Below are 24,099 nucleotides of genomic sequence, written 5' to 3'. Positions count from 1 at the left end.
ACTCACTGGCAGATAAAGGCTTCGCGGATCCAGTGGTAGTTTGCTGGATCCGCCGGATCGCCGTCGGCGGCAACGACATCAAAGCGACAGGGGCTGTCGGCCAGATGCGGATGACTGAGAATATAGAACTGCGCAGCAGCGATAAGTTTCTGCTGTTTGCGCCAGTCTACACTTTCGGCGGCACTGCCCCACTGGCTGTGCCGTCGATTGCGTACTTCGACAAATACTACTGTATCCCTGTCACGCATGACCAGATCAAGCTCGCCGCGCTTGCAGCGAAAGTTGCGTGCCAGGCAGCGCATACCGCTGCGCAGCAAGAGCTTTTCAGCCTGGCGCTCGGCCAGATTGCCACTCTCCTGACGTTGAGTAGGCTGCTTCATTGTTCTACCGTCAAGGGCTTCCATTCGCTGAGTTGGCCATCGTGCACTATGCCCCAAGGGACCTGGCGGCTGATTCGTCCGTCGGCTTTCAGAGTGAGCACGCCCGTGGCGCCTTCAAGTCGGGTACTCTGATCCAGCTGCATTTGCGGCAGCAAGGTGAATATTCGCTGGGCATCCACGCCCATGGCAAACAGGCGACCCAGAGCGCCGCTGGCTTGAGGCCAGCTGTCGACAACCGGTTGGTACAGCGCATCCGTCTGGTGCAGTAGCCAGGGCGTTTCAGCCACCAGCACGCCTTCGAGATCGAGATTGTCAGCCGGGTCGCTGCCGGGCTGAAAGACGTGTGAGGTCGCCATTACCGGCAAGTCGGCCGCATACTGGAAGGCAAGAATGGGTTTCAGTTGACGGCCCTGTTGCGGGGTAATGGCCACAAACAGGGCATCCAGGTCTGCGCGCGGTGCCGGTTGCACCACTACACTGTTGCCCAGCAGGCGTTGAATGCGTTGGCCACGTTGTTCGCTCTGACGAATACGCAACAGGCTGCCAATTTGGCCCGCCATGTCTACTGGTTGGTCAATCACCTCTCGCCCCAGCAGTTGCCCGCCCAATTCTTGCCAGGCCTGTTCGAAGGCAGCGTAAGAGCGTTCGGCCCAGTCGCCTTGCGACTGCACCACAGCCATGCTGCGGTATCCCTGAAGCCAGGCAGCCTGAGCGGCTGAGCGCGCTTCGTCTTCCGGCGCCAGGCCGAACTGGAACAGGTCATCCTGGCCGGATACATCGACGTCGGTATAATTCAGCGCCAGTGTAGGCAGCGGCAAGGGCTTCATCTGTGCCAGCTGGGTGACCTTGTCACGTTCCAGCGGGCCGATTACCCATTGCACGCCGTCAATTTTTGCTTGCCGGTAAAACTGGTTCAGGTCTGCATACTGCGTGCTGTCATACAGGCTGACGCGAGGCTGCGGCAGTCCCTGTTCCTGAATCTGGTATTGCGCAGAAAGAAACCCATCACGCAGTGCCTGAGCCGGACCTGCCAGGCTACCCTGGAAAGGCAATAACAGGCCGATATGTTGCGGTCGCTGCGCATAGAGTTCCAGGCGTTGGCGAATGCTTGCGGGCAAGGGTTGATTGGCCGGGTGATCCGGGTTGGCTTGCTGCCAGCGCTGTATACGGCTGACTTGCAAATCAAGGCTGCCGGCTTCGCGACTGGCCAGTATCAGCTCCAGCCAGCCAGCCAGTTCGCCGTCCGCGTCGTCAGCGGCCTGCCGAAGGGCAGCGCTGTCCATGTGCTCAAGAATTTCCCAGATCGCCAGTCGATTGTTGCGTTGGTCGCTGCCGCTGAGGAGGCCGTCTACGTATATGCGTTCACGTACTGCTGCCACACGATCGCCGCTCGCTTCCAGAACATTGGCGCGTAATTTGTGGATGGCAATCTGGTCAGCCAACGGTTGACTGTCCAGTTGCTGGATCGATGGATGTCGAATGGCCTGCAGAGCCACTCGCACTTGATCCAGTGCCAGGGCGCTTTGCGCTTGCAGGCTGATAAAGCGAATTTGCTGGTCGGCAGGTAATTCGCTTTGTGGTATCTGAGCGAGAATCTGTTGCACACGTTCTGGTTGGCCAGCATTCAAAGCTGCTTGTGCCGCGTGCAGCCGCAGCAGATTGGCTTCGACCCCCGAGCGGCGATCAGCGTCTTTGAGTATCTGCTCAACACTGGCCTGAGGTGTACGCGGTAGATCTGACAGCTGGGTGGGGCGTGGCGCACAGGCGCTGAGCACCAGGGCAAAGCTGATCAGGGCCAGTGGTAGGCAATAGGAGCGGCGCATCGGTGTTGTCCTTACACGGCAGGGCTTCCGGCGAAACCATGAATCAATGGACTGGCATTGTAACCAAGGGGGCGGTCAATCTCTATACGGACACGCACGGCAGGCCCGCTTATGTACAATAGATCACAGTTTTTTTCGAGAGCGGCCAGATGACAGTCAGTGGAACCCTTTATGTGGTGGCAACGCCGATCGGCAACCTGCAGGATATCAGCCCGCGAGCGTTGGCCATCCTGCGCGATGTCGACCTGATTGCAGCCGAAGACACCCGCCACAGCGCACGCCTGCTGCAGCACTTCGGCATCAGCACGGCAACTACGGCCTGCCATGATCACAACGAACGTGACAAGAGCCAGCGACTGGTCGAACGCCTGCTCGCTGGCGAATCCATCGCACTGATTTCCGATGCCGGCACACCGCTGATTTCCGATCCGGGCTTTCACCTGGTGCGCCAGGCCCGTGAAGCCGGTGTGCAAGTGTGTCCTGTCGCCGGCCCTTGCGCTCTGATCGCCGCCCTCAGTGCCGCCGGCCTGCCCTCAGACCGCTTTGCCTTCGAAGGCTTTTTACCGGCCAAGAGCAAGGGCCGGCGTGACCGTCTGCAGGCCCTGGCCAATGAGTCGCGCACCTGGCTGATCTACGAAGCGCCGCACCGCCTGCTCGAATGCCTCGAGGACATGCTCAGCGCACTGGGACCCGAGCGCCAGGTGGTACTCGCCCGCGAGCTGAGCAAGACCTTCGAAACCATCAAGGGTGCGCCAGTGGCCGAATTGCTGGAGTGGGTGCGAGCGGATAGCGATCAACAGCGGGGTGAGTGCGTATTGCTGGTTGAAGGGGCACCAGTGCCGGATAGTGAGGATGCCCTCTCGCCCGAGGTGCTGCGTACGCTGGAGATTTTGTTGGAAGAGTTGCCGCTTAAGCAAGCAGCAGCCCTGGCGGCCAAGTTGACCGGTGAGAAGAAGAACCGTTTGTATCAGTGGGCTTTGGTAAAAAATGCTAAATCGGGTGAAGCAGATTAGTCGTGCATAAGGTTGGAGCGCCCATCTGACGCTGACCTGTTGTAGACACGCCGTGAACCCTTCCCTGGGGGCTCGTAGATGCCATCCCTGGCATCTAACGGTCTACAACAGGTCAGCGTCAGATGAGCTTGTGAGCCGCTCCAGGCCTGCGCGGTCAATTCAAGATTGTAATTACCGCGCATTAACCTCAACGACTGGCCAACCAAGCCTTCCAGCCACCAAATTCCGTGATATCGCTAGCCCCCTCAAGTCCATAGGGGTCGCAAATAAAGCCGGTTTCCCAGCGCCCATCGGCCAGCTGTACCTTGCCCAGCCCCAGCGGCGCTGGAATTCCAGTCAAAAACGAACCCAGCTCGCGGCTGGGTAATTCCCAGACTTCCACCTTGATTGCCTGACCCCCTTCACTGACGCGCAGCATGCCTGGGCGCATGGGTGGCCCACCAGCGAGAGCATACAACTTGTAATCGGGTGAACTCTTGGTGGCTTGCAGCAAACGCCCGCCGCGCTGGCGCAATTGCCAGTTCAGCGGCAAGCCATCCAGATGCGCGCCACAGACCACCACGCGGGCCATATCGTTGCGCGCCGGGGTCGTCGGCAGGCTGCTATCCAGCGAGCGTTCACCACTCAAGGGCAAGCCGCTGTGCTGTTGCACGGCGGCTGCCAGGCTGAGCAGATAGTGATCGGTAAAGGCGCGGCTGAACAGGGTCACGCCCCAGGGTAAGCCATTGGCCATAAAACCACTGGGTACCGCCACAGCAGTGTAGTCCAGCAGGTTCATGAAGTTGGTGTAATAGCCCAGATCACTGTTGCGGGCTACGGGTTCGGCATCCAGTTCGGCCAGGGTGACCGGGCGCGGAATGGTCGGGGTCAGTATGCAGTCAACGTCGGAGAGAACCCGGTCGCAAATGACCTTGAACGCCTGCAAACGGTACTGGTTTTCAAAGCTGTCCTGCGCAGTGAAGTCGGGCGCTTTTTCCAGCACGGCGCGGATCACCGGCAGCACTGCGTCGGGATCGCTCTCGATCAACGGACCTGCGACGCTGTAGCGCTCGGCCACCCAGGGGCCGTCATAGAGCAGTTTGGCGGCGGCCATAAAAGGCGTCAGATCAATCTCTACCGGGGTGCCACCGATCGCCTTGAGGTGTTCGATGGCCTGGTCAAACAGGGCGGGGCTTTCGGTACAACCGAGAAACTCGACCGCTTTGGGCACGCCAAAGCGGAACGGTCGGGGGGTGCCGAAGGCATCAGCTGCGTTCCATAGCGGATTGGTGCGGCTATAGTCGTCAGCACTGTCCTGTTTGGCGGTCAGGCCGAGGAGCGTTGAGCATTCGGCAGCGGTCGCGGCAAAATAGGTCACACAGTCGAGGGTGCGGCAGGCGGGTACAACGCCGGCGACTGACAGCAAGCCCCGGGTCTGTTTGAGCCCGACCAGATTGTTCAGTGCTGCCGGCACCCGGCCGGAGCCTGCAGTATCGGTACCCAGAGCAAAACTGCATAGCCCGAGGGCGACACTCAGGGCGGAACCTGAGCTGGAGCCGCCAGCAGGATAGTCCGGATGGGTCGCGTTGTGACAGGCACCGTAAGGTGAGCGGGTGCCGTTCAGTCCGGTCGCAAACTGGTCCAGATTGGATTTGCCCAGCGGTACCGCGCCCAGGTCAATCAGCTGCTGTACCAGGGTTGCTGACTTTTCCGGGGTATAGGCATAAGCCGGGCAGGCGGCGGTGGTCGGGATACCGGCCAGGTCTATATTGTCCTTGAGCGCAAAGGGTACCCCATAGAGCGGCAGCTCTTCCGGATTGTTGTTCTCCAGCGCGGTCAGATATGGCTCCAGTTCGGCTTCGGTCAGCAAGTGAATAAACAGCGGGTTGCTTTCATTGAGTTGTTCCGCCTGAGTACGCAGCCCCAGCAGCAGTTGGCGCGGGGTCAGGGCACCAGATCGGTAGCTGGCCGCTAGTTGGGGCAAGCGCAAGTCATGAACAAAGTGCGTCATTGAGGGTATTCCTCCAGAACAAGGACCCGCTGCCCGGCACGAACCGGAGAGCCTGGTTGGGCATGAACGGTTCTGACCACGCCACTGCAAGGCGCGGTCAAAGGTATTTCCATCTTCATGGATTCGAGAATCACCAGCACATCGCCGGCGTTGACCTGGTCACCTTCGCTGACCTGGACCTGCCACAGGTTGCCGGCGATATGGCTGTCGATACTGTGCTGACCAGCTTGCAAGGGCTCTTCATCACCGGTCTCGGCGACCGCCTCTTCACTTTGGTAGTCGGCCTGGCCGTTGGCGATCCAGCGCTGGCGTTCGGCTTCAAAAGAGGCTTTCTGCTGTTGGCGGAAAGAACTGATGCCATCGGCTTCGCTATCCAGAAAGTCCTGATAGTCCTGCAGGCGCAATTCGGTGTCTTCGATCTGCACAGAGTGGCGACCAAGCGGAAAGTCGCTGCGAATCTGTTGCAACTCGTCAGCCGATACCGGGTGAAAGCGGATCTGGTCAAAAAAGCGCAGCAACCAGGGCTTGCCGCCAAAGGCCTCGACTTCGCGATAGCGATTCCACACCTGCAGGGTGCGACCGACAAACTGGTAACCGCCTGGGCCTTCCATGCCGTAGATGCACATATAGGCGCCGCCGATACCCACCGAGTTTTCGGCGGTCCAGGTGCGTGCCGGGTTGTACTTGGTGGTGACCAGGCGGTGGCGCGGGTCCAGTGGAGTGGCTACCGGTGCGCCCAGATACACATCACCCAGGCCCATCACCAGATAGCTGGCCTCGAACACCGTGCGGTAGACCGCCTCCAGATCCGGCAGGTCATTGATGCGGCGGATAAATTCCAGGTTGCTCGGGCACCAGGGCGCATCCTTGCGCACCGTGGTCATGTATTTCTCGATCGCCAGCTGGCAGGCCGGGTCATCCCAGGACAACGGCAGATGTACGATGCGTGAGGGCACGCGCAGATCTTCGGCGCTGCATACCTGTTCCCACAGCTTGCCGACGATGCGTAGCAGCTTCTCCAGCGTCAGGGTTTCCGGCTGGTAATGTACCTGCAGCGAACGGATGCCCGGGGTCAGGTCGATAATGCCATCCAGTTGCTCGGCTTCCAGTGCCTGCATCAGGGCATGGCCGCGGAAACGCAGGACCAGATCCAGCTCCGGCGGGCCGATTTCCAGCAATAAGTGAGTATCGCCGGACAGCCGCGCGACCAGGCGGGTATCGTCCTTGCCGGTATCCAGAATAATCGGTGAGGCCAGGGCGATAGCCGGGCTTTGCGTGGGGCAGTGTGGCTGCAGTTCAGCGATTTCGGTTTTTTGCAGCTGCGCCAGTTCGCGGGCAGTTTCAATGCTGACCGGAGTAAAGCGGATCTTGTCACCGGCCTTGAGCTGGCCCATCTGCCACAGGTCCGCCTCGATGATGGTTACCGGGCAAACAAAGCCGCCCAGGCTGGGGCCATCCGGGCCGAGAATCACCGGCATATCCCCGGTAAAGTCGACAGCGCCCACCGCGTAGGGGTTGTCGTGAATGTTGGACGGGTGCAGACCGGCTTCGCCGCCATCCTCGCGCGCCCACTCCGGCCTGGGACCGATCAGGCGCACGCCGGTGCGGCTGGAATTGAAATGCACTTCCCATTCGATGGCGAAAAACTGCTCGATATAGTCAGCCGTGAAATATTCCGGCGCGCCATGGGGGCCATAGATGACCCTTAGCTCGCGCACCTCGCCGAGGGGTGCAACCAGGTCAGCCGGCAGGCTGGCTGAAGCGACCTGTTCCAGTGGCAGCAGGCGCAGCACATCTCCGGCGCGCAGGGCACGACCGCCGTGGCCGCCAAATTGGCCGAGGGTAAAGGTGCTCTTGCTGCCCAGGTAATCCGGGACCTGCAAGCCGCCCTGAATGGCAAGATAGCTGCGTGCGCCAGCGCCGGCAATGGTGCCCAGGCCCAGTGTGCTGCCGGCGGGAATATCAAGCACCTGCTGCATGGGTTGTTCCACGCCATCCAGGCTGACCGGCATGGGGGCACCGGTAATCACCACCTGGGTAGCTGTATTGAATGTCAGGGTCGGGCCGCTCATGGTCATTTCCAGGCTGGCAGCGTCCGCTGCGTTGCCCAGCAGGCGGTTAGCCAATGCCAGGGCGCGGCTATCCATCGGGCCGGATGGCGGTACGCCAACGGCCCAGTAGCCAACACGGCCAGGCAGATCCTGTACCGTAGTTTGAGTGCCGGCAATCAGCACTTCGCAGGTGGTTGCCTGATACTGCAGGTCTTCCAGGCAGCGGGTCCAGGGTTCACCGCTGGTGAAAGGGGCATCATTGAGAATTTGCCGCAGATAGCCCTGATTGGTCTCCACGCCGTAGAGCCGGGTGTCGGCCAGCAACTGGTCGAGTGCGGCACTGGCCTGCTCGCGGCTGGGCTGCCAGCAGATCAGTTTGGCGATCATGGGATCAAAGTAGGGGGCAATCTCGCAGCCGGCTTCGACCCAGGTATCGATACGGACCTGCTGACCGTCAGCGGCGGGGAAGTCGACCTGGGTCAGCAGGCCGGGGCAGGGCTGAAAGTCGCGGCCCGGATCTTCGGCATACAGGCGTGCCTGGATGGCGTGGCCACGCGGTTGCAGGTCCTTGCCGAGCTCGCTGAGCGGGGGCAGGTCACCGGCAGCCAGACGTACCATCCAGTCGACGATATCCACACCCCAGACCTGCTCGGTGACGCCGTGCTCGACCTGCAGGCGGGTATTCACTTCGAGAAAGTAGAACTGCGCGGCGGCGCTGTCATAGACGAACTCCACGGTGCCGGCGCTGCGATAGTTGATGGCGCTGGCCAATTGAATGGCCGCTTCGCACAAAGCCTCGGCCATGCCTTCAGGCAGGTTGGGCGCGGGGGTTTCTTCCAGCACTTTCTGGTTGCGGCGCTGTACCGAGCAGTCGCGTACGCCCAGGGCCAACACCTCGCCCTGACCGTCACCAAAGACCTGCACTTCCAGATGGCGGGCGCGCTGGATGTATTTTTCGATAAACACGCCGGCATCACTGAAGTTGTTCTGTCCCAGACGTTTGACCGCCTCGAAGGCCTCGCTCAGTTCACTGGCTGACTGGCACACGCGCATGCCGATACCGCCGCCGCCAGCGGTGCTTTTCAGCATGATGGGGTAGCCGACGTCTTCGGCGGCGGTCAGTGCTTCGTCCAGGCTATCCAGCAGCTCGGTGCCTTCCAGCATGGGTACGCCATGTTTTTTCGCCAGCGCGCGGGCAGTGTGCTTCAGGCCGAATACGCGCAGTTGCTCGGGCGTCGGGCCGACAAAGGCAATCCCGGCGGCTTCGCAGGCTTCGGCGAAGGCGGCATTTTCCGAGAGAAAACCATACCCGGGATGGATGGCCTGGGCACCGCTGTCACGGGCGGCGGCGAGAATCTTGTCGACATTCAGGTAAGTGGTTGAGGCGGCGCCTTCACCGAGGGCAATTGCCTGGTCGGCCTGCTGTACATGCAGGCTGCCGGCATCCGCTTCGGCATACACCGACACGCCACGCACATCCAGGGTTCTCAGGGTGCGCAGGATGCGGCAGGCAATGGCACCACGGTTGGCAATCAGCAGGGTGTTGAACATGGTCTTTCCTCGACCGGGTCGTCCCGGTTCCTTTTTCGTCGCCCGTCGGGTCGTCCCGGTGAGCGTTACAACGCTGGAGGCTCAAGGCTGGACGCTGGAAGGTTGCGCGTGCAGTGAGTGGCTGCTTGCGGCATTCGGCCTCCAGCTTTCAGCGGCTTTTTGGGTTAGTCCCAAACGATGTATTCCGCCGGCGTCGGGTTGTAGCCGTTGCAAGGGTTGTTGAGTTGGGGGCAGTTGGAAATCAGGACTATAGTGTCCATGTGCGCGACCAGTTCAACGTACTTGCCGGCGCCGGAGATGCCGTCTTCAAACGTCAGTCCGCCTTCGGGCGTCACCGGCACATTCATGAAGAAATTGATGTTGTGGCTGATGTCGGCCTTGCGCAGGCGACCGTCGTGCAGCGCGGCGCGCAGGAAGTTGTCGCGGCAGCTGTGCATGTAGCGGGTGTTCAGGGCGTAGCGCACGGTGTTGCTTTCCTGGGCGCAGGCACCGCCCAGGGTGTCGTGGCGGCCGCAGGTATCGGCGGTAATCGTCAGCATCGGGTTGCCCAGGTTGCTGTAGAGCACACTGCCGGTGGTCAGGTAGACGGCATTCTGTTTGCGCAGGGTGCGTTGCACGTCATAGCGCTCGCGCGGATTGGTCGCACTGAAAAACAGTGTATCGACCGCCTGATTGCCTTCCAGATCGAGCAGACGCAGGGTCTGGCCGGCCTTGAGGTCATGCATGAAGGGCTCGCCCGCGGCAATGGTGCTGCGGAAGCTGGCCTGCTCGATCTGTTTGTCGCTGTGGGTCAAGGTCATGGTCTGGCCCTCATCAGAGAAAGATACGGTCGGTGTTGTGCAGGCCGCGAACATTTTCCTCGCGGGTGCGGCGACACAGTACGGTGATGCCGTCTTCACTGACCCGATGCCAGCTCAGCTTGACCGGCTTGGGTGCATACTCGGGATTCGGGTCCAGCGGGTGTTGCAGAGCGGTCAGTACCACCAGGGTATCCATGGGGGCATAGAGTTCGATGACATCGCCGGCTTTGCTGTTGCCGGGGTGAAACTGGAACTGGCCGTTGGCATCCACGGTGACCTTGCTGAACAGGTTCAGGGTCATCAGCAGGTCCTGCAGCTGCATGTCCCATTTGCCCATTTCCACCAGCAGGTTGTCGACGCCATTGCGGTAAAAGCCGTTGCGCAGCTGTTGATAGTTGCCGTCGCCATACTTCTCCTGCACTTCATCGGCATTCAGTACACCACCGAAACTGTCGCTCCAGCCGCAGCTGTCGCTGACGATGGCTGCCAGCACCCGGCCCATATCCGAGTACAGGCAGTGGCCGGCGGTCAGTTTGGCGGTGTGTTGGCACTTGAGGCTGTCGGGCAGGTTCAGGCGTTCGCTTTTCTCCTGTGCGTTGAACAGCAGCAGGCCGACGTTGGCGCCGCCTTCGATATCGGTCAGGCGCAGCAACTGGCCGCGTTTCAGTACGAAAGAGGTATGCCCACCGCCGGGTAGAACTTCCCGGTACAGGGTGGGGCGAACGGGTGCAGGCAGAGTCATCTTCAGGCTCCTTGCGCTGGGCTAGTGGACAGTGAACGGGTGACGCTTTCAGGCAGAGCGTCAACGGCAGCTTTGGCCGCCTTACGGTCACTGTTCAGCGGGATGTCATAGGTGATGCGGGCGCCATAGGCGCCGGGTGCTTGAGGATCGACGCGGGTCTTGTCAAAGACCAGCAGACGCGTGCCCAGGGTGAAACCCTCGGCCAGATCATGGGTGACCATAAACACAGTCAGACCGGTCTGTTTCCACAAGTCCAGCAGCAGGTCGTGCATGTCCTTGCGAATGCCCGGGTCCAGCGCGCCGAATGGCTCGTCGAGTAGCAGGATGCGCGGCGCTTTGACCAGTGCCTGGGCAATCGCCAGGCGTTGCTGCATGCCGCCGGAGAGCGCATGTGGGTAATTGTTCAGGGCATGCCCGAGGCCGACCTTTTCCAGGATGGCGACGGCTTTTTCGCGTGCTTCGCGGCGCTTGGCACCGAGTAAGCGGCCCAGGAATGGGGATTCCTGTAGCTCCAGCCCAAGCAGTACGTTGCCGAGCACAGTCAGATGCGGGAATACCGAGTAACGCTGAAAAACCACGCCACGATCGGGGCCGGGCTCTTTTGCCAGCGGTTTGCCGTCCAGCAGCAACTCACCTTTGCTGGGTGCTTCCTGACCCAACAGCAGACGCAGGAACGTGGACTTGCCGCAGCCGGAGGCGCCGACCATGGTGATGAATTCACCGCTGTCGACGTTAAGGTTGATGTTTTCCAGTACGACCAGGTCGGCATATTGCTGCCAGACGCCCTTGATTTCGATGGCACTCATATCAGTGAGCTCCTTTGGGTTCGAACCAGGGGAACAGCAAACGGCCGGTGCCTTTGAGAATCCGGTCCATGATGAAAGCGAGCAGGGTTATCCAGGCCACGTAGGGCAGGATCACGTCCATCGCCAGGTAGCGACGTACCAGGAAGATGCGGTAGCCCAGGCCTTCGGTGGAGGCGATGGCCTCGGCGGCAATCAGGAACAACCAGGCCGGGCCCAGTGCCAGGCTGAGACCCAGCAGTAGGCGTGGTAGCAGTTGAGGCAAGACTACGCGGATGACCACTTGCCAGGTATTGGCGCCCAGCGTTTGCGCTTTGACCAGGGTTTCCGTCGGAATCTCGCTGACCCGTTGCTGCAGGTCACGTATCAGTACCGGGGTGATGCCGATCACGATCAGCATCACCTTGGACAGTTCGCCGAGCCCCAACACAATAAACAGAATCGGCAGTATGGAGAGGGGCGGGATCATCGAGATGACGGTAATCAAGGGTGAGAAAGGCATGCGCAGCAAGGGAATCAGCATGGCCAGGCCGAACACCAGGCTGACGGCTGCACTGATGCCTAAACCCGTACCCAGGCGTTTGAGGCTGGCGGCGGTATCATCCCACAGCAGATAACGTCCGCTGCGCCGATCCTCGGTAAAGGCCATGCGTTCAACGGCGTCGCTCATCTGGGAAAAGCTGGGCAGCAGCTTGTCATTGGGGTTTTCTGCCAGCCGCGCCTGCGAGTTGTACACGTACAGCAACAGGAGCAGAGCGAAGGGCAGCAGGACCAGTGCCAGTTTGAGCGGGCGTCCTGGTTGCCGGTTCATCAGTCGGGGCATGGCGGTCTCCAATGGTTACAGGTAAGAGATCTCAGGCGTCTGAGTGTCTCCCGGGCTTTTATCCCGCCGTGTAACCCCCGCTGGAGGTCGACAACTCTCGGTCCAGTCACCTGCCTGGCAGGTCGGAACCCTAGATGTCCATTGGTACCCATATGTGCGAGCGCAAGGCTCGGCATGCTCAGAACCCTTAAGGCCTGGATCTCGATGCACAGGAGTTAATGCAGGCGCCGTGCCAACCTGGTGTACAAGCTTGTATACAAGATGGGTCGGCGCATGAGCCGTTCAGACGACTGATTCTTGCTCCGCTTGCGCACGTTTTTGGTGCGTTTTGCGCTCCGGTCGCGGGTTTGTGGTGCATTTTGTCCTCGGGTTGCCAATCGTGCTTGCTGGCGGGCTGCCAGCAGGCTAACCTAGTGGCAGAGTTGGCTGGACAGTCGCCGTTCCGCTTGCGGAAGGGAGGAAAGTCCGGGCTCCACAGGGCGGAGTGCCAGGTAATGCCTGGGAGGCGCGAGCCTACGGAAAGTGCAGCAGAGAGTAGACCGCCGATGGCCCCGCAAGGGGATCAGGTAAGGGTGAAAGGGTGCGGTAAGAGCGCACCGCGCGACTGGCAACAGTTCGTGGCACGGTAAACCCCACTCGGAGCAAGACCAAATAGGAACCCATCGGTGTGGCCCGCACTGGGTTCGGGTAGGTTGCTAGAGGTTGTCAGTGATGGCAATCGTAGACGAATGACTGTTCTCGACAGAACCCGGCTTACAGGCCAACTCTGATTTTTTCTATCCTGGCGGCTATCGGGCCGTCAGGCTCGGGCCGGTAAGCGCCTTCTTGTGGCATGACTGCTCGCTATTGGTTATTTTTTGCGCAAAAACCTCTCCCCTCAGAACGAAATAATCTTACTCTTGATAATTCACTTTAACTTTGTGTTTCGGGTGGATGATCTTGTTCGGTTTTTACCTCCATTGCTCAACCTGAATCCCTGCCGTTCGTCGTAACTCCCTGCCATTAAAGGATTTTTCCGCAATTGCCGGCTTGACGCTGTAGGGTCGTGTTCCTATAGTGTGCCGAAGTGGTGTGAAGTGGGAAAAAGTGGGAAATAATGGCAAGGATAGTCACCTAAGCAGGGGAAGGCGCACTCGTGTTCCGTGGAGCAAATGCAATCAATCTGGATGCCAAGGGGCGGCTCGCAATGCCGGCGCGTTATCGCGACCGCGTGCTTGAGCTGTGCCAGGGGCAACTGATTGCGACTATTGCACTTGAAGAGCGCTGCCTGTGGATCTATCCGATGCCGGCCTGGAACAAGGTTGAAGACCAGTTGCGCATCGCCCCCAACATGAACCCAGCGGTGAAGCGCCTGAACCGGCTATTGGTCGGTAATGCCAACGAAATTGAGCTGGACAACAGTGGGCGCTTCGTTGTGCCGCCGATGTTGCGCGAGCATGCCGGGCTGGACAAGAAAGTCGTTCTGGTTGGCCAGCTGGATAAATTCGAGCTGTGGAGTGAGGACGTCTGGGAAGCCACGACCAGTGCCTACCTGGATCAGGAACAGGATTTCGGTGCCTTGCCGGACGCATTGCAGAACTTGAGCTTATGACCAGTACAACACCCTATCAACACACCAGCGTATTGCTGGACGAAGCCCTGGAGGCTCTGGCGGTAAAGCCGGATGGTCTCTATGTGGATGGCACCTTTGGTCGTGGCGGGCACAGCCGGGAGGTGCTGGCCCGACTGGGCTCTGCAGGCAGGCTGATCGGCTTCGACAAGGACCCGGAAGCCATCCGGGCCGGTACAGCACTGGCGGCCGAAGACGGCCGCTTTGTCGTTGTTAAACGCTCATTTGCCGATCTGGGCGAAGAGCTGAAAGCTCGCGGTTTGTACGGCGAAGTCGATGGCGTATTGCTGGACCTGGGGGTTTCATCGCCGCAACTGGATGATCCCGAGCGTGGATTCAGCTTCATGCAGGATGGCCCACTGGATATGCGCATGGATCCGGGCAGTGGCCAGAGTGCGGCCGAATGGATCAATACCGCAGCGGAAGAAGACATCGCCAATGTCATGTATGAATACGGCGAAGAACGCTTCTCCCGTCGCATGGCCAAGGCCATAGTCGCGCGCCGGGCCCAGGAGCCCTTTACCCGCACGCTGGATCTGGCCGAAGTCATCAGACACGCCAACCCGGCCTGGGAAAAACACAAGCATCCGGCCACGCGCGCTTTTCAGGGTATGCGGATATTTCTCAATCGCGAACTGGATGATCTCAAACTGGGACTGACTGCTGCCGTTGACGTTCTCAAGCCTGGCGGACGCCTGGCTGTCATCAGCTTCCATTCGCTGGAGGATCGGCTGGTCAAGCAGTTCATGCGTCTGGAATCCAGAGGAGCACCGATTCCCCGTGGGTTGCCAGTGCGTGACAGCGATATTCACACGCGTCTGACCCTGATCGGTAAAGCGATCAAGCCCGGTACTGCCGAACTGGCGGTCAATCCACGGGCACGCAGCGCCGTGCTGCGCATTGCGGAGAAACAGGCATGAACGCGCCGGACCAGATCAATCAGGCATCAGCCGCAGCCGCCCCGCGCGCGTTGCCGCGCAGTGCTGGCTGGTTGTTGCTGGTCTGGCTGTTGGTGTTGGCGACCGGCTTGGCCGTCAGCTACAGCACCCACTGGAGCCGCGTGCTGTTGAACGAGCTGGCCGCCGAAATCAGTCAGCGGGAGAAGTCCCAGGCGGAATGGGGGCGGCTGGTTCTGGAGCAAAGTACCTGGACCGCGCATGCACGTGTTGAGGCGTTGGCTGGTCAGGAGCTGGATATGCGCGTACCGCAAGCCAGCGACATCATTATGGTGGTGCCATGATCACGCTTCCGGGAGCTGGCGGCCGTTATCCCTGGCGCTTCCGACTGGTGGCGGGATTTCTACTGGTAGCTGCAATATTGATCAGCTGGCGCATCGTAGAGTTGCATGTGCTGGACGAGGGCTTCCTGAAAACCCAGGGTGACAAGCGTAGCGTGCGCCATCTGCCGATCACCGCCCACCGTGGCCAGATTACCGATCGCCACGGCGAGCCTCTGGCCGTCAGTACGCCTGTCATGACGCTGTGGGCGAACCCGCAGCAATTGGTAGAGCATCCACAGCGCTGGCCGGAACTGGCTGCTGCGCTGGGTACCGATACGGCTACCCTGGGGGAGCGCCTGCAGGCCAATGCTACTCGCGAGTTCATTTATCTACGCCGGCACATGACTCCGCAGGATGGTGAAGCGGTCATGGCTTTGCGCGTTCCCGGCGTGAACGCGCTGGAAGAATATCGCCGTTTCTACCCTGCGGGGGAGGTGGCCGCTCATCTGGTCGGGTTTACCAATGTGGATGAAGTGGGTCAGGAAGGCCTTGAGTTGGCCTATGAAGACTGGCTCAAGGGGGTGCCCGGCAGCCGACAGGTATTGCAGGACCGGCGCGGTCGATTGATCAAGGATGTGCAGGTAGTCAGCAATGCGCGGCCAGGTAATGACCTGGCCTTGTCGATTGATCTGCGTGTGCAGTATGTCGCCCACCGTGAGCTGCGCGATGCTGTCGAGAGCTATGGAGCGCGCGGCGGATCGGTCGTGATCGTCGATGTGCGCAGCGGCGAGATTCTCGCCATGGTCAATCAGCCCGGCTATAACCCGAACAATCGCAGCCGCCTTGAGCCCTCGACGATGCGCAATCGCGCCCTGATTGACGTGTTCGAGCCGGGTTCACCAATCAAGGCGTTTACCGTGACCGCCGGCCTGATGTCCGGCCGTTACACGCCCGCGAGCACGATGGATACTCGCCCCGGGACTATGCGCGTAGCGACCATGACGGTGCGCGATATCCGGAACTACGGCCTGCTTGATCTGACCGGGGTGATGGCCAAGTCAAGCAACGTCGGTGTGGCCAAAATCGCGCTGGATATTGGTGCTGAACAGATTTATACGTTGCTGCGCGATCTGGGGATGGGCGAATACACCGGGCTGGGCTTCCCTGGCGAAAGTGTCGGCAATCTGCCCAATCACCCGCGCTGGCGGCCGGTGGAAACCGCCACGCTGTCCTATGGTTACGGGCTGGCAGTCACGACCACACAACTGGCTCAGGCCTATGCCGTACTGGGCAACCAGGGACGCAAGGTACCGCTGTCGTTGCTCAAGGTGGATGAAATACCCGCTGGGCAACAAGTGATTGACCCGCAAGTGAGTGCTCAGGTACTAGCTATGCTGCGCGCTGCTGTGGATGGTGAGAACGGTACCGGCTCACGCGCTCGTGTACCGGGTTATCAGATTGGCGGCAAAACCGGCACTGTGCACAAGACGGCAGCGGGCGGTGGGTATTCGAGTGATCGTTATCGCTCGGTTTTTACCGGCATCGCACCGATAAGCAATCCGCGTTTTGCCGCCGTGGTGGTCATTGATGAGCCGACGTCGGGCGAGTATTACGGCGGTCTGGTTGCTGCTCCGATTTTTGGCCAGGTGATGGCCGACACCCTGCGTTTGCTGAATGTCGCTCCGGATGATCTTCCTGCTCTGCAGCAAGTGGAATTGCCTCCGGTTACCACGGGGGAGGCTGGATGAATATCTCCTTGACCACCCTGTTCCCGTCCTGGCAAGGCACTGATGTGTCGGTTGCCAGTCTGACGCTGGATAGCCGTCAGGTGGCTCCAGGCTGTCTGTTTCTTGCTGTGCCCGGCGCCCGTCATGACGGGCGGCATTTTATTGCCCGGGCAATTGAGCAGGGCGCCGTTGCGGTTGCTTATGAGTGTGCTGACGGTTTTCAGCCGGAACGCGCGGCAACTGATGATATCCCGTACCTGCCAGTGGCTGGCCTGGCCGGCCAGGTCTCTGCCATTGCCGGGCGCTTCTATCAGCAGCCCGATCGCGATTTGGGTGTCATCGGCATTACCGGTACCAATGGCAAAACCAGTGTCAGTCAGATGCTGGCGCAGGCATTGACTCGCCTGGGCCAACCCTGCGGAGTGATTGGTACGCTGGGTAGTGGTCTGCTGGACCGGCTGCAGACACATGGCATGACCACGCCGGACGCCATCAGTGTGCAACAGCAATTGGCGCAGATGCATGCCGATGGGGCGCGTTGGGTCAGCATGGAAGTCTCATCCCATGCGCTGGATCAGGAGCGCGTCGCTGCAGTCGATTTCAGCGTGGCAATTTTTACCAACCTGAGCCGTGATCATCTGGATTACCACGGCGACATGACCTCTTATGCAGCCGCGAAGGCGCAGCTGTTTGCTCGCCCGCTGCACACCGCCGTGGTCAATGCCGATGATCAGGCTGCTGCGCGCATGCTGCTGGACTGCTCGGCTCCGGTCATTCGCTTCAGCCAGCAGGACCCCCAGGCAGAACTCTATGCGGCTGACGTCAGGCAGGATGCCGGTGGCCTGCACGCCCGTCTGTGTTATCAGGATCAGAGTTATCCACTGCACAGTTCATTGCTGGGACGTTTCAATCTGAGCAATCTGCTTGCGGTGGGTGCCGGCCTGCTGGCACTGGGGATCGAGCCCGAACAAGCGCTTGAACAGCTGTCCTGCCTGCAGGCACCGGCCGGTCGTATGCAACGATTCGGTGGCACCGATCAGCCATTGGTGGTGGTGGACTATGCACATACTCCGGACGCCCTGACCCAGGTGTTGACTGCCCTGCGTGATCACACCAATGGTCGTCTGGTATGTGTTTTCGGTTGTGGTGGAGACCGCGATCGCGGCAAGCGTCCATTGATGGCCCAGGCGGTAGAAGCGCATGCCGACGCGCTGGTGCTGACCGATGACAACCCGCGCACGGAACCTTCCGCGCAAATCATTGCCGATATGCGCGCCGGTTTGCAGCAGCCCGACAAGGCGGCTGCCATCACACCGCGCAGTATCGCCATTCAACAAACCATTGCCCATGCTTCTGTCAGCGATGTGATTTTGCTGGCCGGCAAGGGGCATGAAGATTATCAGGAGATCGACGGGGTGCGTCATCCCTTCAGTGACCTGCAGGAAGCGGCCAGTGCACTGGCGACATGGAGGGCTGCACATGCTTGAAGCAATGACCTTGAGCAGCCTGGTGCAACCCTTGTCCGGACGGTTGCTGAATACTGATGCCCAGTTTGATCGGGTGGTGATTGACTCGCGTCAGGCCGGCCCCGGGTGCCTGTTCGTCGCTTTGCCCGGCGAGCGGGTCGATGGCCACGATTTTCTGGCTCAGGCCCGGGAGCAAGGTGCGGCAGCAGCTCTGGTCGAGCACGCGGTGGATGATACTTTGCCGCAGCTTCTGGTAGCGGACAGCGCCTATGCACTCGGCCAGCTGGCAGCCCTGGCACGGCAGGATTACCTGAAGCCAATGGTGGCGATCACCGGTTCCAGCGGTAAGACCACCGTGAAAGAAATGCTCGCGGCGGTTTTGCGCCAGCGCGGCAGGGTATTGGCCACGCGGGGTAACCTGAACAACGAACTGGGCGTGCCACTGACGCTACTGGAGCTGGGCGCCGAGCATGATTTTGCCGTGATCGAAATGGGCGCCGCCAAGGCGGGTGACCTGACTTACAGCATGAGCCTGGCGCGACCGCAGATCAGTGTGTTGATCAATGCCGGCATGGCGCATGTCGGCCGTTTCGGCGGACCCGAACAGCTGGCCAAGGCCAAAGGCGAAATCCTGACCGCCTTGCCAGCGGATGGTAAAGCCGTACTCAACCTCGACAGTCCATGGTTTGAAACCTGGTATCAGACGCTGGGTGAGCGGCAGACAATGGTGTTTGCCGTTGAAAACCCGAGTGCCGAACTGCGTGCTGAAGCTATCGGCTGCAATGCTGACGGCTGCGTATACTTCACGCTCTGCCATCTTGGGCAGCGCCAGCCAGTGCAATTGGCGTTGCTGGGTGAGCACAATGTTTCCAACGCCCTGGCTGCCGCTGCGGCTGCCTTGTTGCTGGGCTTCAGTCTCGGTGAGATTGCAAGTGGGCTGGCGCAGGTAACTCCGGTGGCTGGCCGCACCTTTCCGCAGCGTGGGCTGCAAGGTGCCCTGGTGATTGACGACAGTTACAACGCCAATCCGGCTTCAGTGAAAGCGGCGATCGACCTGCTCGCCAGCTTGCCCGGCCAGCGTATTCTGGCGCTGGGAGATATGGGCGAGCTGGGCGAGTGGGAAGTCAGCAGCCACCGTGAAGTCGGCGACTATGCCCGCAACCGTGGCTTGCAGGCACTCTTTACCTGCGGTCCTCTGGCAGCCCTGAGCGCGGAAGCATTTGGCCCCGGGGCTCAGGCCTTTACTGACAAAGAGGCATTGCTGGACGCGCTGCGTCCCGAACTGGGTCCGGATACCCGGGTGTTGATCAAGGGGTCGCGCACTGCTGCCATGGAACAGGTAGTCGCCGGTCTGCTCATCCCACAAGACAATCATCAAGGGGCCGGCTGACATGTTGTTATGGCTAGCACAGTACCTGCAACAGTTTCACAGCGGCTTTGCCGTGTTCCAGTATCTGACCCTGCGCGGCATTCTCGGCGTATTGACGGCATTGGGTCTGGCATTGTTTCTCGGCCCCTGGATGATCCGTACCCTGCAGATCCGCCAGATCGGCCAGTCGGTACGCAATGACGGCCCGCAATCGCATTTGTCCAAGAAGGGCACTCCCACCATGGGCGGTGCACTGATTCTGGTTGCGATTGCCCTGAGTACCTTGCTGTGGGCTGATTTGAGCAATCTTTACGTCTGGGTTGTGCTTGGCGTCACCATCAGTTTCGGGGCCATAGGCTGGGTAGACGACTACCGCAAGGTGATCGAGAAAAACTCGCGTGGCCTGCCTTCGCGCTGGAAATATCTGTGGCAATCGGTGTTTGGTCTGATTGCCGCCATCGTTCTTTATTGGTCAGCCAGTACGCCGGTGGAAACCACCCTGATCGTACCGTTTTTCAAGCAGCTGGAATTCCAGCTTGGTTTGCTGTTCATCGTGCTGACCTATTTTGTCATCGTCGGGTCGAGCAATGCGGTAAACCTGACGGATGGGCTTGATGGCCTGGCAATTCTGCCGACGGTGATGGTCGGTGGGGGGTTGGGCATCTTTGCTTACCTCTCGGGTAACGTCCAGTTTGCCGAGTACCTGCTGATTCCCCATATTCCGGGTTCCGGTGAGCTGATTATTTTCTGTGGTGCGTTGATTGGTGCCGGATTGGGCTTTCTCTGGTTCAACACCTACCCGGCCCAGATATTCATGGGTGACGTCGGAGCACTGTCACTGGGCGCTGCCCTGGGCGTGATCGCGGTGATCGTGCGGCAGGAGATCGTGCTCTTCATCATGGGCGGGATATTCGTTGTGGAAACCCTGTCGGTGATTGTCCAGGTGGCGTCATTCAAGTTGACCGGGCGCCGGGTTTTTCGCATGGCACCGATTCATCATCATTTTGAACTCAAAGGCTGGCCGGAACCGCGCGTGATCGTGCGTTTCTGGATCATCACCGTGGTACTGGTGCTGGTCGGGCTGGCTTCACTGAAATTGCGCTAAAAGGAAGGTTCTGTGGCACTTATCAGCACGGACAAACAGCGGATCATCGTCGGGCTCGGTAGTAGCGGGCTTGCGGTCGCCCGCTATTTGGCCGGCCGGGGTGTGCCCTTTGCTGTTTGCGACACCCGTTCACAACCGCCGGGACTGGAGCAGCTCAAGCGCTTTGCGCCCATGGCTGACCTGCACCTGGGCGAGCTGAACGCGGCGCTGTTGAGCACGGCTGACGAGTTGATTGTCAGCCCGGGCATTGCCTTGTCGATCCCGGCCCTGCAGGCAGCCAAGGCAGCGGGTGTCAGTCTGGTCGGTGATATCGAGCTGTTTGCCCGTGAAGCCAAAGCCCCAATTGTTGCCATCACCGGCTCCAACGCCAAAAGTACAGTTACGACGCTGGTTGGTGAGATGGCCAAGGCAGCCGGTATCCGCGTCGCTGTTGGTGGCAACCTGGGGACGCCAGCCCTGGATTTGCTGGACCAGAAAGCCGAGCTCTATGTGTTGGAAGTCTCCAGCTTTCAGCTGGAGACTACCGAGCGGCTGAACGCCGAAGTGGCCACCGTACTCAATATCAGCGAAGACCACATGGACCGTTATGTCGATCTGGTCAGCTATCACCAGGCCAAGCACCGGATTTTCCGGGGTGCCAGGCAGATCGTGATCAACCGTGATGATGCCTTGTCGCAACCGCTGGTGGCCGATCAGCTGCCACGCTGGAGCTTTGGCCTGTCCAGGCCTGACTTGCGCGGCTTCGGGTTGCTCAGTCATAACGAAGAAACCTGGCTGGCCTTCGAGTTCAAGCCCTTGCTGCCAGTCAGTGCCTTGAAGGTGCGTGGTGCGCATAACCAGGCCAATGCGCTGGCAGCGCTGGCACTGGGCCATGCGGCCGGCTTGCCGATGTCGGCGATGTTGGCTGCACTCCAGAGTTTCACGGGTTTGCCGCATCGCTGCCAATGGGTGGCTGAGCGTGGTCAGGTGCAATGGTACAACGATTCCAAGGCGACCAATGTGGGCGCCGCGCTGGCTGCGATTCAGGGTCTTGCCGCCGGTTTTTCCGGCAAACAGGTGCTGATTGCCGGTGGCGATGCCAAGGGCGCTGACCTGGTGCCTCTGGTCGAGCCGATCAGTCAGCACTGCCGTGCAGTGATTTTGTTGGGCAAGGATGCGCCATCGCTGGCCCGGATATTGAACGGGCGGGTGCCATTGATTGAAGTCGCCGGTATTGAGCAGGCGGTTGCTGCTGCGGTTGATCTGGCACAGATCGGCGATCTGGTTTTGTTGTCGCCGGCCTGTGCCAGCCTGGATATGTTCAGTAGTTTTGAGGAGCGTGGGCAACGCTTTGCCGATGCCGTGGAGGCGCTGCCATGTTGATCAGCTTGCGACCTCTGATTGTGAGCTGGGCTGGCCCGCTGATCGGGCCGCGCCGGCTCGATTTTGACTGGCGTCTGTTGCTGGCAGTGATTGTCTTGCTCGGTCTTGGACTGGTGATGGTGTCCTCGGCCTCGATGGAAGTTGCCGCCGGTACGCTGGGCAACCCGCTGCATTACATGATTCGTCAGCTCATCTATCTGGTGTTGGCTGTCAGTGCGGCTTTGGCGGCACTGGCAATACCGCTGCGGTTCTGGGAGCAGTTTCGTTTTGTGCTGCTCGGGTTGGCCATTGTGCTGTTGGTTGTGGTGCTGATTCCCGGCATTGGCCGTGAAGTAAACGGCAGCTGGCGCTGGATCGCCTTGGGCCCCATCAATGTGCAGCCTTCAGAGCTGGCCAAGCTGTTTGCCGTGGTCTTCCTGTCTGGGTATCTGGTGCACCGCAAGAATGAAGTGGAAGAGGGCTGGATGGGCTTTATCAAGCCGTTCCTGATCCTGTTTCCGATTGGCGCCCTGTTGATGGCTGAGCCGGACTTTGGTGCCACCGTGATTCTCATGGGTGCGGCGGTCGGCATGTTGTTTCTCGCCGGCGTTGGCTTGCTGCGCTTTACCGTTCTGTTCGGTGCCATCGCCGCTGCTGGCGCCGCAATGGTCGCTGCCGCGCCCTATCGCATGCAGCGGCTTACCGCCTTCCTCAATCCCTGGGATGACCCCTACGGTAGCGGTTATCAGTTGACCCAGGCACTGATTGCCTTCGGGCGCGGTGAATGGTTGGGTGCCGGGCTGGGTAACAGCATCCAGAAACAGTTTTACCTGCCGGAAGCGCATACCGATTTCGTCTTTGCCGTACTGGCTGAAGAGCTGGGTCTGATCGGGGCGCTGGCGGCTTTTGCCCTGCTGGTGTTCGTTGCCTTGCGCAGCCTGTACATCGGCCTGTGGGCCGAGCGCAGCAATCAGCTGTTTGCGGCGTATCTGGCTTATGGCATCGCCATCATGTGGTGCGGACAGATACTGATCAACGTCGGGGTGAACACCGGCCTGTTGCCAACCAAGGGCCTGACCCTGCCATTTTTGAGTTACGGAGGTAGTTCGTTGATCGTCTGTTGCATCAGCCTGGGCATTCTGTTGCGGATTGACTGGGAGCGACGTCAAGCCGAGCGGGAGGTGACCCATGCCTAAGCGCGTATTGGTCATGGCCGGTGGTACCGGCGGACATGTGTTTCCCGCGCTGGCATGCGCTCGTGCCCTGGCGGCACAGGGCTACGAAGTGCATTGGCTGGGTACACGCCGGGGCATTGAAGCCGAGCTGGTTCCCCAGGCGGGGCTGCCGATTCATTACATCGATATTCAGGGGTTGCGTGGCAAGAGCAAGCTGGACCTGCTGAAGGCGCCCTGGCGGGTTAGCCGCGCGCTGTGGCAGTCATTGCGCTTGCTCGGGACGTTGCAACCACAGGTGGTACTGGGCGCCGGAGGTTATGTGACCGGGCCCGGTGGTTTGGCAGCCTGGCTGAAACGGATTCCCCTGGTGATTCATGAGCAGAACGCTGTCGTAGGTACCAGCAACCGTTTGCTCGCTTTTCTTGCGTCACGCCGCTGCGAAGGCTTTCCGGGCAGCTTTGCTGGCGATGCCAAACGGCGCAGCACAGGTAACCCGGTGCGTGACGAGATTCTGCTGGTTCCGGATATGGGCTGGCAGGGTGAGCGGCGGCCGCGCTTGCTGATTCTTGGCGGCAGCCTGGGGGCATTGCCGCTCAATCGCTTGCTGCCGCAGGCGTTGGCGCAATTGGCGCCGGAATCACGCCCGGAAGTGGTCCATCAGTGCGGCAAGCAGCATCTTGAGCAGGCCCGTGCGGCCTATCAGGAAGCCGGCGTGCATGCGCATGTCGAAGCATTTATTGCCGATATGGCCGGCGCCTACGAATGGGCCGATCTGGTGGTTTGCCGGGCAGGCGCGCTGACTGTGGCCGAACTGGCCGCTGCAGGCCGGCCTTCCTTGCTGATACCGCTGCCGCATGCCATCGACGATCACCAGACCGCCAATGCCCGTTATCTCGCCAGTCAGGGGGCAGCCGAACTGCTGCCTCAGCATGGTCTGACCACTGACGATATGGCGCAGCGACTGATGACCCTGTTTTCTCACCCGGAGATGCTGCAGCAGATGGCCGTAAATGCACGACAACAAGCCAAACCCAACGCCACCGACGACGTGGTCAAGGCCTGCCAGGAGGTTGCCCGTGCGCGCTAACAGCAAAATGCCCCAGGCTACTTTT

19 protein-coding genes, 1 other RNA gene and 1 riboswitch are annotated in these 24,099 nt (G+C 60.2%); of the genes, 12 read left to right on the top strand and 8 right to left on the bottom strand.

From position 1 onward, the window contains the following. Positions 1–2: 2 nt before the first annotated feature. A complete protein-coding gene (locus tag BLU07_RS12445; RefSeq protein WP_092387407.1) occupies positions 3–380 on the bottom strand; it encodes a YraN family protein in 378 nt (125 codons plus the stop codon). After that, positions 377–2,203, bottom strand: coding sequence for a penicillin-binding protein activator (locus BLU07_RS12440; RefSeq protein ID WP_092387405.1), 1,827 nt, complete (start codon positions 2,201–2,203; stop codon positions 377–379). The genes BLU07_RS12445 and BLU07_RS12440 overlap by 4 nt, the downstream gene beginning before the upstream one ends. A 149-nt stretch (positions 2,204–2,352) precedes the next feature. On the opposite strand from BLU07_RS12440, the gene rsmI reads away from it, so the two are divergent. After that, positions 2,353–3,216, top strand: coding sequence for a 16S rRNA (cytidine(1402)-2'-O)-methyltransferase (rsmI, locus tag BLU07_RS12435; protein ID WP_092387403.1), 864 nt, complete (start codon positions 2,353–2,355; stop codon positions 3,214–3,216). A gap of 187 nt (positions 3,217–3,403) precedes the next feature. Here rsmI and atzF read toward each other — a convergent pair whose 3' ends face one another. From atzF to BLU07_RS12405, 6 genes are all read right to left on the bottom strand, one after another. Beyond that, positions 3,404–5,206: an allophanate hydrolase gene (gene atzF / locus BLU07_RS12430; protein WP_092387402.1), complete on the bottom strand. Its 1,803-nt coding sequence runs from the start codon at positions 5,204–5,206 to the stop codon at positions 3,404–3,406. After that, the gene (uca, locus tag BLU07_RS12425) at positions 5,203–8,808 is read right to left on the bottom strand and encodes an urea carboxylase (protein ID WP_092387401.1); all 3,606 of its coding nucleotides are present in this window, start codon (positions 8,806–8,808) and stop codon (positions 5,203–5,205) included. The genes atzF and uca overlap by 4 nt, the downstream gene beginning before the upstream one ends. 164 nt (positions 8,809–8,972) lie before the next feature. Beyond that, positions 8,973–9,608 carry an urea amidolyase associated protein UAAP2 gene (locus BLU07_RS12420; protein WP_092387399.1) on the bottom strand — a complete coding sequence of 212 codons (636 nt, stop codon included), beginning with the start codon at positions 9,606–9,608 and terminating at the stop codon, positions 8,973–8,975. A gap of 13 nt (positions 9,609–9,621) precedes the next feature. Continuing rightward, the gene (locus tag BLU07_RS12415) at positions 9,622–10,350 is read right to left on the bottom strand and encodes an urea amidolyase associated protein UAAP1 (protein ID WP_092387397.1); all 729 of its coding nucleotides are present in this window, start codon (positions 10,348–10,350) and stop codon (positions 9,622–9,624) included. 2 nt (positions 10,351–10,352) lie between these two features. Further along, positions 10,353–11,156, bottom strand: a complete 804-nt coding sequence (locus tag BLU07_RS12410; RefSeq protein ID WP_092387395.1) for an ABC transporter ATP-binding protein — start codon at positions 11,154–11,156, stop codon at positions 10,353–10,355. Between the two features lies 1 nt (position 11,157). Then, on the bottom strand, positions 11,158–11,976 hold the full coding sequence (locus BLU07_RS12405) for an ABC transporter permease (RefSeq protein WP_092387393.1): 819 nt from the start codon (positions 11,974–11,976) through the stop codon (positions 11,158–11,160). Between the two features lie 45 nt (positions 11,977–12,021). Beyond that, positions 12,022–12,121: riboswitch (guanidine-I (ykkC/yxkD leader) on the bottom strand. A 273-nt stretch (positions 12,122–12,394) separates the two neighbouring features. On the opposite strand from BLU07_RS12405, the gene rnpB reads away from it, so the two are divergent. From rnpB to murG, 11 genes are all read left to right on the top strand, one after another. Next, positions 12,395–12,748, top strand: an RNA gene (rnpB, locus tag BLU07_RS12400) — RNase P RNA component class A. A gap of 363 nt (positions 12,749–13,111) precedes the next feature. Next, positions 13,112–13,567 (top strand): division/cell wall cluster transcriptional repressor MraZ, encoded by a 456-nt coding sequence (gene mraZ / locus BLU07_RS12395; RefSeq protein WP_092387391.1) that lies wholly within the window; start codon positions 13,112–13,114, stop codon positions 13,565–13,567. Next, on the top strand, positions 13,564–14,505 hold the full coding sequence (rsmH, locus tag BLU07_RS12390; protein WP_092387389.1) for a 16S rRNA (cytosine(1402)-N(4))-methyltransferase RsmH: 942 nt from the start codon (positions 13,564–13,566) through the stop codon (positions 14,503–14,505). The genes mraZ and rsmH overlap by 4 nt, the downstream gene beginning before the upstream one ends. Further along, positions 14,502–14,825, top strand: a complete 324-nt coding sequence (gene ftsL, locus BLU07_RS12385) for a cell division protein FtsL (protein ID WP_092387387.1) — start codon at positions 14,502–14,504, stop codon at positions 14,823–14,825. The genes rsmH and ftsL overlap by 4 nt, the downstream gene beginning before the upstream one ends. Next, the gene (locus BLU07_RS12380; protein WP_092387385.1) at positions 14,822–16,552 is read left to right on the top strand and encodes a peptidoglycan D,D-transpeptidase FtsI family protein; all 1,731 of its coding nucleotides are present in this window, start codon (positions 14,822–14,824) and stop codon (positions 16,550–16,552) included. Before ftsL ends, BLU07_RS12380 begins: the two co-directional genes overlap by 4 nt. Next, on the top strand, positions 16,549–18,018 hold the full coding sequence (locus tag BLU07_RS12375) for a UDP-N-acetylmuramoyl-L-alanyl-D-glutamate--2,6-diaminopimelate ligase (protein WP_092387383.1): 1,470 nt from the start codon (positions 16,549–16,551) through the stop codon (positions 18,016–18,018). Before BLU07_RS12380 ends, BLU07_RS12375 begins: the two co-directional genes overlap by 4 nt. Further along, positions 18,011–19,387, top strand: coding sequence for a UDP-N-acetylmuramoyl-tripeptide--D-alanyl-D-alanine ligase (locus BLU07_RS12370; RefSeq protein ID WP_092387381.1), 1,377 nt, complete (start codon positions 18,011–18,013; stop codon positions 19,385–19,387). Before BLU07_RS12375 ends, BLU07_RS12370 begins: the two co-directional genes overlap by 8 nt. A gap of 1 nt (position 19,388) precedes the next feature. Next, on the top strand, positions 19,389–20,471 hold the full coding sequence (gene mraY, locus BLU07_RS12365) for a phospho-N-acetylmuramoyl-pentapeptide-transferase (RefSeq protein ID WP_092387379.1): 1,083 nt from the start codon (positions 19,389–19,391) through the stop codon (positions 20,469–20,471). Between the two features lie 12 nt (positions 20,472–20,483). Further along, the gene (gene murD, locus BLU07_RS12360; RefSeq protein WP_092387377.1) at positions 20,484–21,833 is read left to right on the top strand and encodes a UDP-N-acetylmuramoyl-L-alanine--D-glutamate ligase; all 1,350 of its coding nucleotides are present in this window, start codon (positions 20,484–20,486) and stop codon (positions 21,831–21,833) included. Further along, a complete protein-coding gene (gene ftsW, locus BLU07_RS12355; RefSeq protein ID WP_092387375.1) occupies positions 21,827–23,008 on the top strand; it encodes a putative lipid II flippase FtsW in 1,182 nt (393 codons plus the stop codon). The genes murD and ftsW overlap by 7 nt, the downstream gene beginning before the upstream one ends. Next, the gene (murG, locus tag BLU07_RS12350) at positions 23,001–24,074 is read left to right on the top strand and encodes an undecaprenyldiphospho-muramoylpentapeptide beta-N-acetylglucosaminyltransferase (protein ID WP_092387373.1); all 1,074 of its coding nucleotides are present in this window, start codon (positions 23,001–23,003) and stop codon (positions 24,072–24,074) included. The genes ftsW and murG overlap by 8 nt, the downstream gene beginning before the upstream one ends. Positions 24,075–24,099 lie beyond the last annotated feature (25 nt).

The sequence above is a fragment of the Halopseudomonas salegens genome (assembly GCF_900105655.1).
Lineage (GTDB): Bacteria > Pseudomonadota > Gammaproteobacteria > Pseudomonadales > Pseudomonadaceae > Halopseudomonas > Halopseudomonas salegens.
This window is presented reverse-complemented; position numbering and strand designations above follow the sequence as displayed.

What these genes read in the sequence shown, in the direction of transcription:
- BLU07_RS12445 (WP_092387407.1), bottom strand. Translation starts at nt 380, where the DNA reads ATGAAGCAGCCTACTCAACGTCAGGAGAGTGGCAATCTGGCCGAGCGC.
- BLU07_RS12440 (WP_092387405.1), bottom strand. Translation starts at nt 2,203, where the DNA reads ATGCGCCGCTCCTATTGCCTACCACTGGCCCTGATCAGCTTTGCCCTG.
- rsmI (WP_092387403.1), top strand. Translation starts at nt 2,353, where the DNA reads ATGACAGTCAGTGGAACCCTTTATGTGGTGGCAACGCCGATCGGCAAC.
- atzF (WP_092387402.1), bottom strand. Translation starts at nt 5,206, where the DNA reads ATGACGCACTTTGTTCATGACTTGCGCTTGCCCCAACTAGCGGCCAGC.
- uca (WP_092387401.1), bottom strand. Translation starts at nt 8,808, where the DNA reads ATGTTCAACACCCTGCTGATTGCCAACCGTGGTGCCATTGCCTGCCGC.
- BLU07_RS12420 (WP_092387399.1), bottom strand. Translation starts at nt 9,608, where the DNA reads ATGACCTTGACCCACAGCGACAAACAGATCGAGCAGGCCAGCTTCCGC.
- BLU07_RS12415 (WP_092387397.1), bottom strand. Translation starts at nt 10,350, where the DNA reads ATGACTCTGCCTGCACCCGTTCGCCCCACCCTGTACCGGGAAGTTCTA.
- BLU07_RS12410 (WP_092387395.1), bottom strand. Translation starts at nt 11,156, where the DNA reads ATGAGTGCCATCGAAATCAAGGGCGTCTGGCAGCAATATGCCGACCTG.
- BLU07_RS12405 (WP_092387393.1), bottom strand. Translation starts at nt 11,976, where the DNA reads ATGCCCCGACTGATGAACCGGCAACCAGGACGCCCGCTCAAACTGGCA.
- rsmH (WP_092387389.1), top strand. Translation starts at nt 13,564, where the DNA reads ATGACCAGTACAACACCCTATCAACACACCAGCGTATTGCTGGACGAA.
- ftsL (WP_092387387.1), top strand. Translation starts at nt 14,502, where the DNA reads ATGAACGCGCCGGACCAGATCAATCAGGCATCAGCCGCAGCCGCCCCG.
- BLU07_RS12380 (WP_092387385.1), top strand. Translation starts at nt 14,822, where the DNA reads ATGATCACGCTTCCGGGAGCTGGCGGCCGTTATCCCTGGCGCTTCCGA.
- BLU07_RS12375 (WP_092387383.1), top strand. Translation starts at nt 16,549, where the DNA reads ATGAATATCTCCTTGACCACCCTGTTCCCGTCCTGGCAAGGCACTGAT.
- BLU07_RS12370 (WP_092387381.1), top strand. Translation starts at nt 18,011, where the DNA reads ATGCTTGAAGCAATGACCTTGAGCAGCCTGGTGCAACCCTTGTCCGGA.
- mraY (WP_092387379.1), top strand. Translation starts at nt 19,389, where the DNA reads ATGTTGTTATGGCTAGCACAGTACCTGCAACAGTTTCACAGCGGCTTT.
- ftsW (WP_092387375.1), top strand. Translation starts at nt 21,827, where the DNA reads ATGTTGATCAGCTTGCGACCTCTGATTGTGAGCTGGGCTGGCCCGCTG.
- murG (WP_092387373.1), top strand. Translation starts at nt 23,001, where the DNA reads ATGCCTAAGCGCGTATTGGTCATGGCCGGTGGTACCGGCGGACATGTG.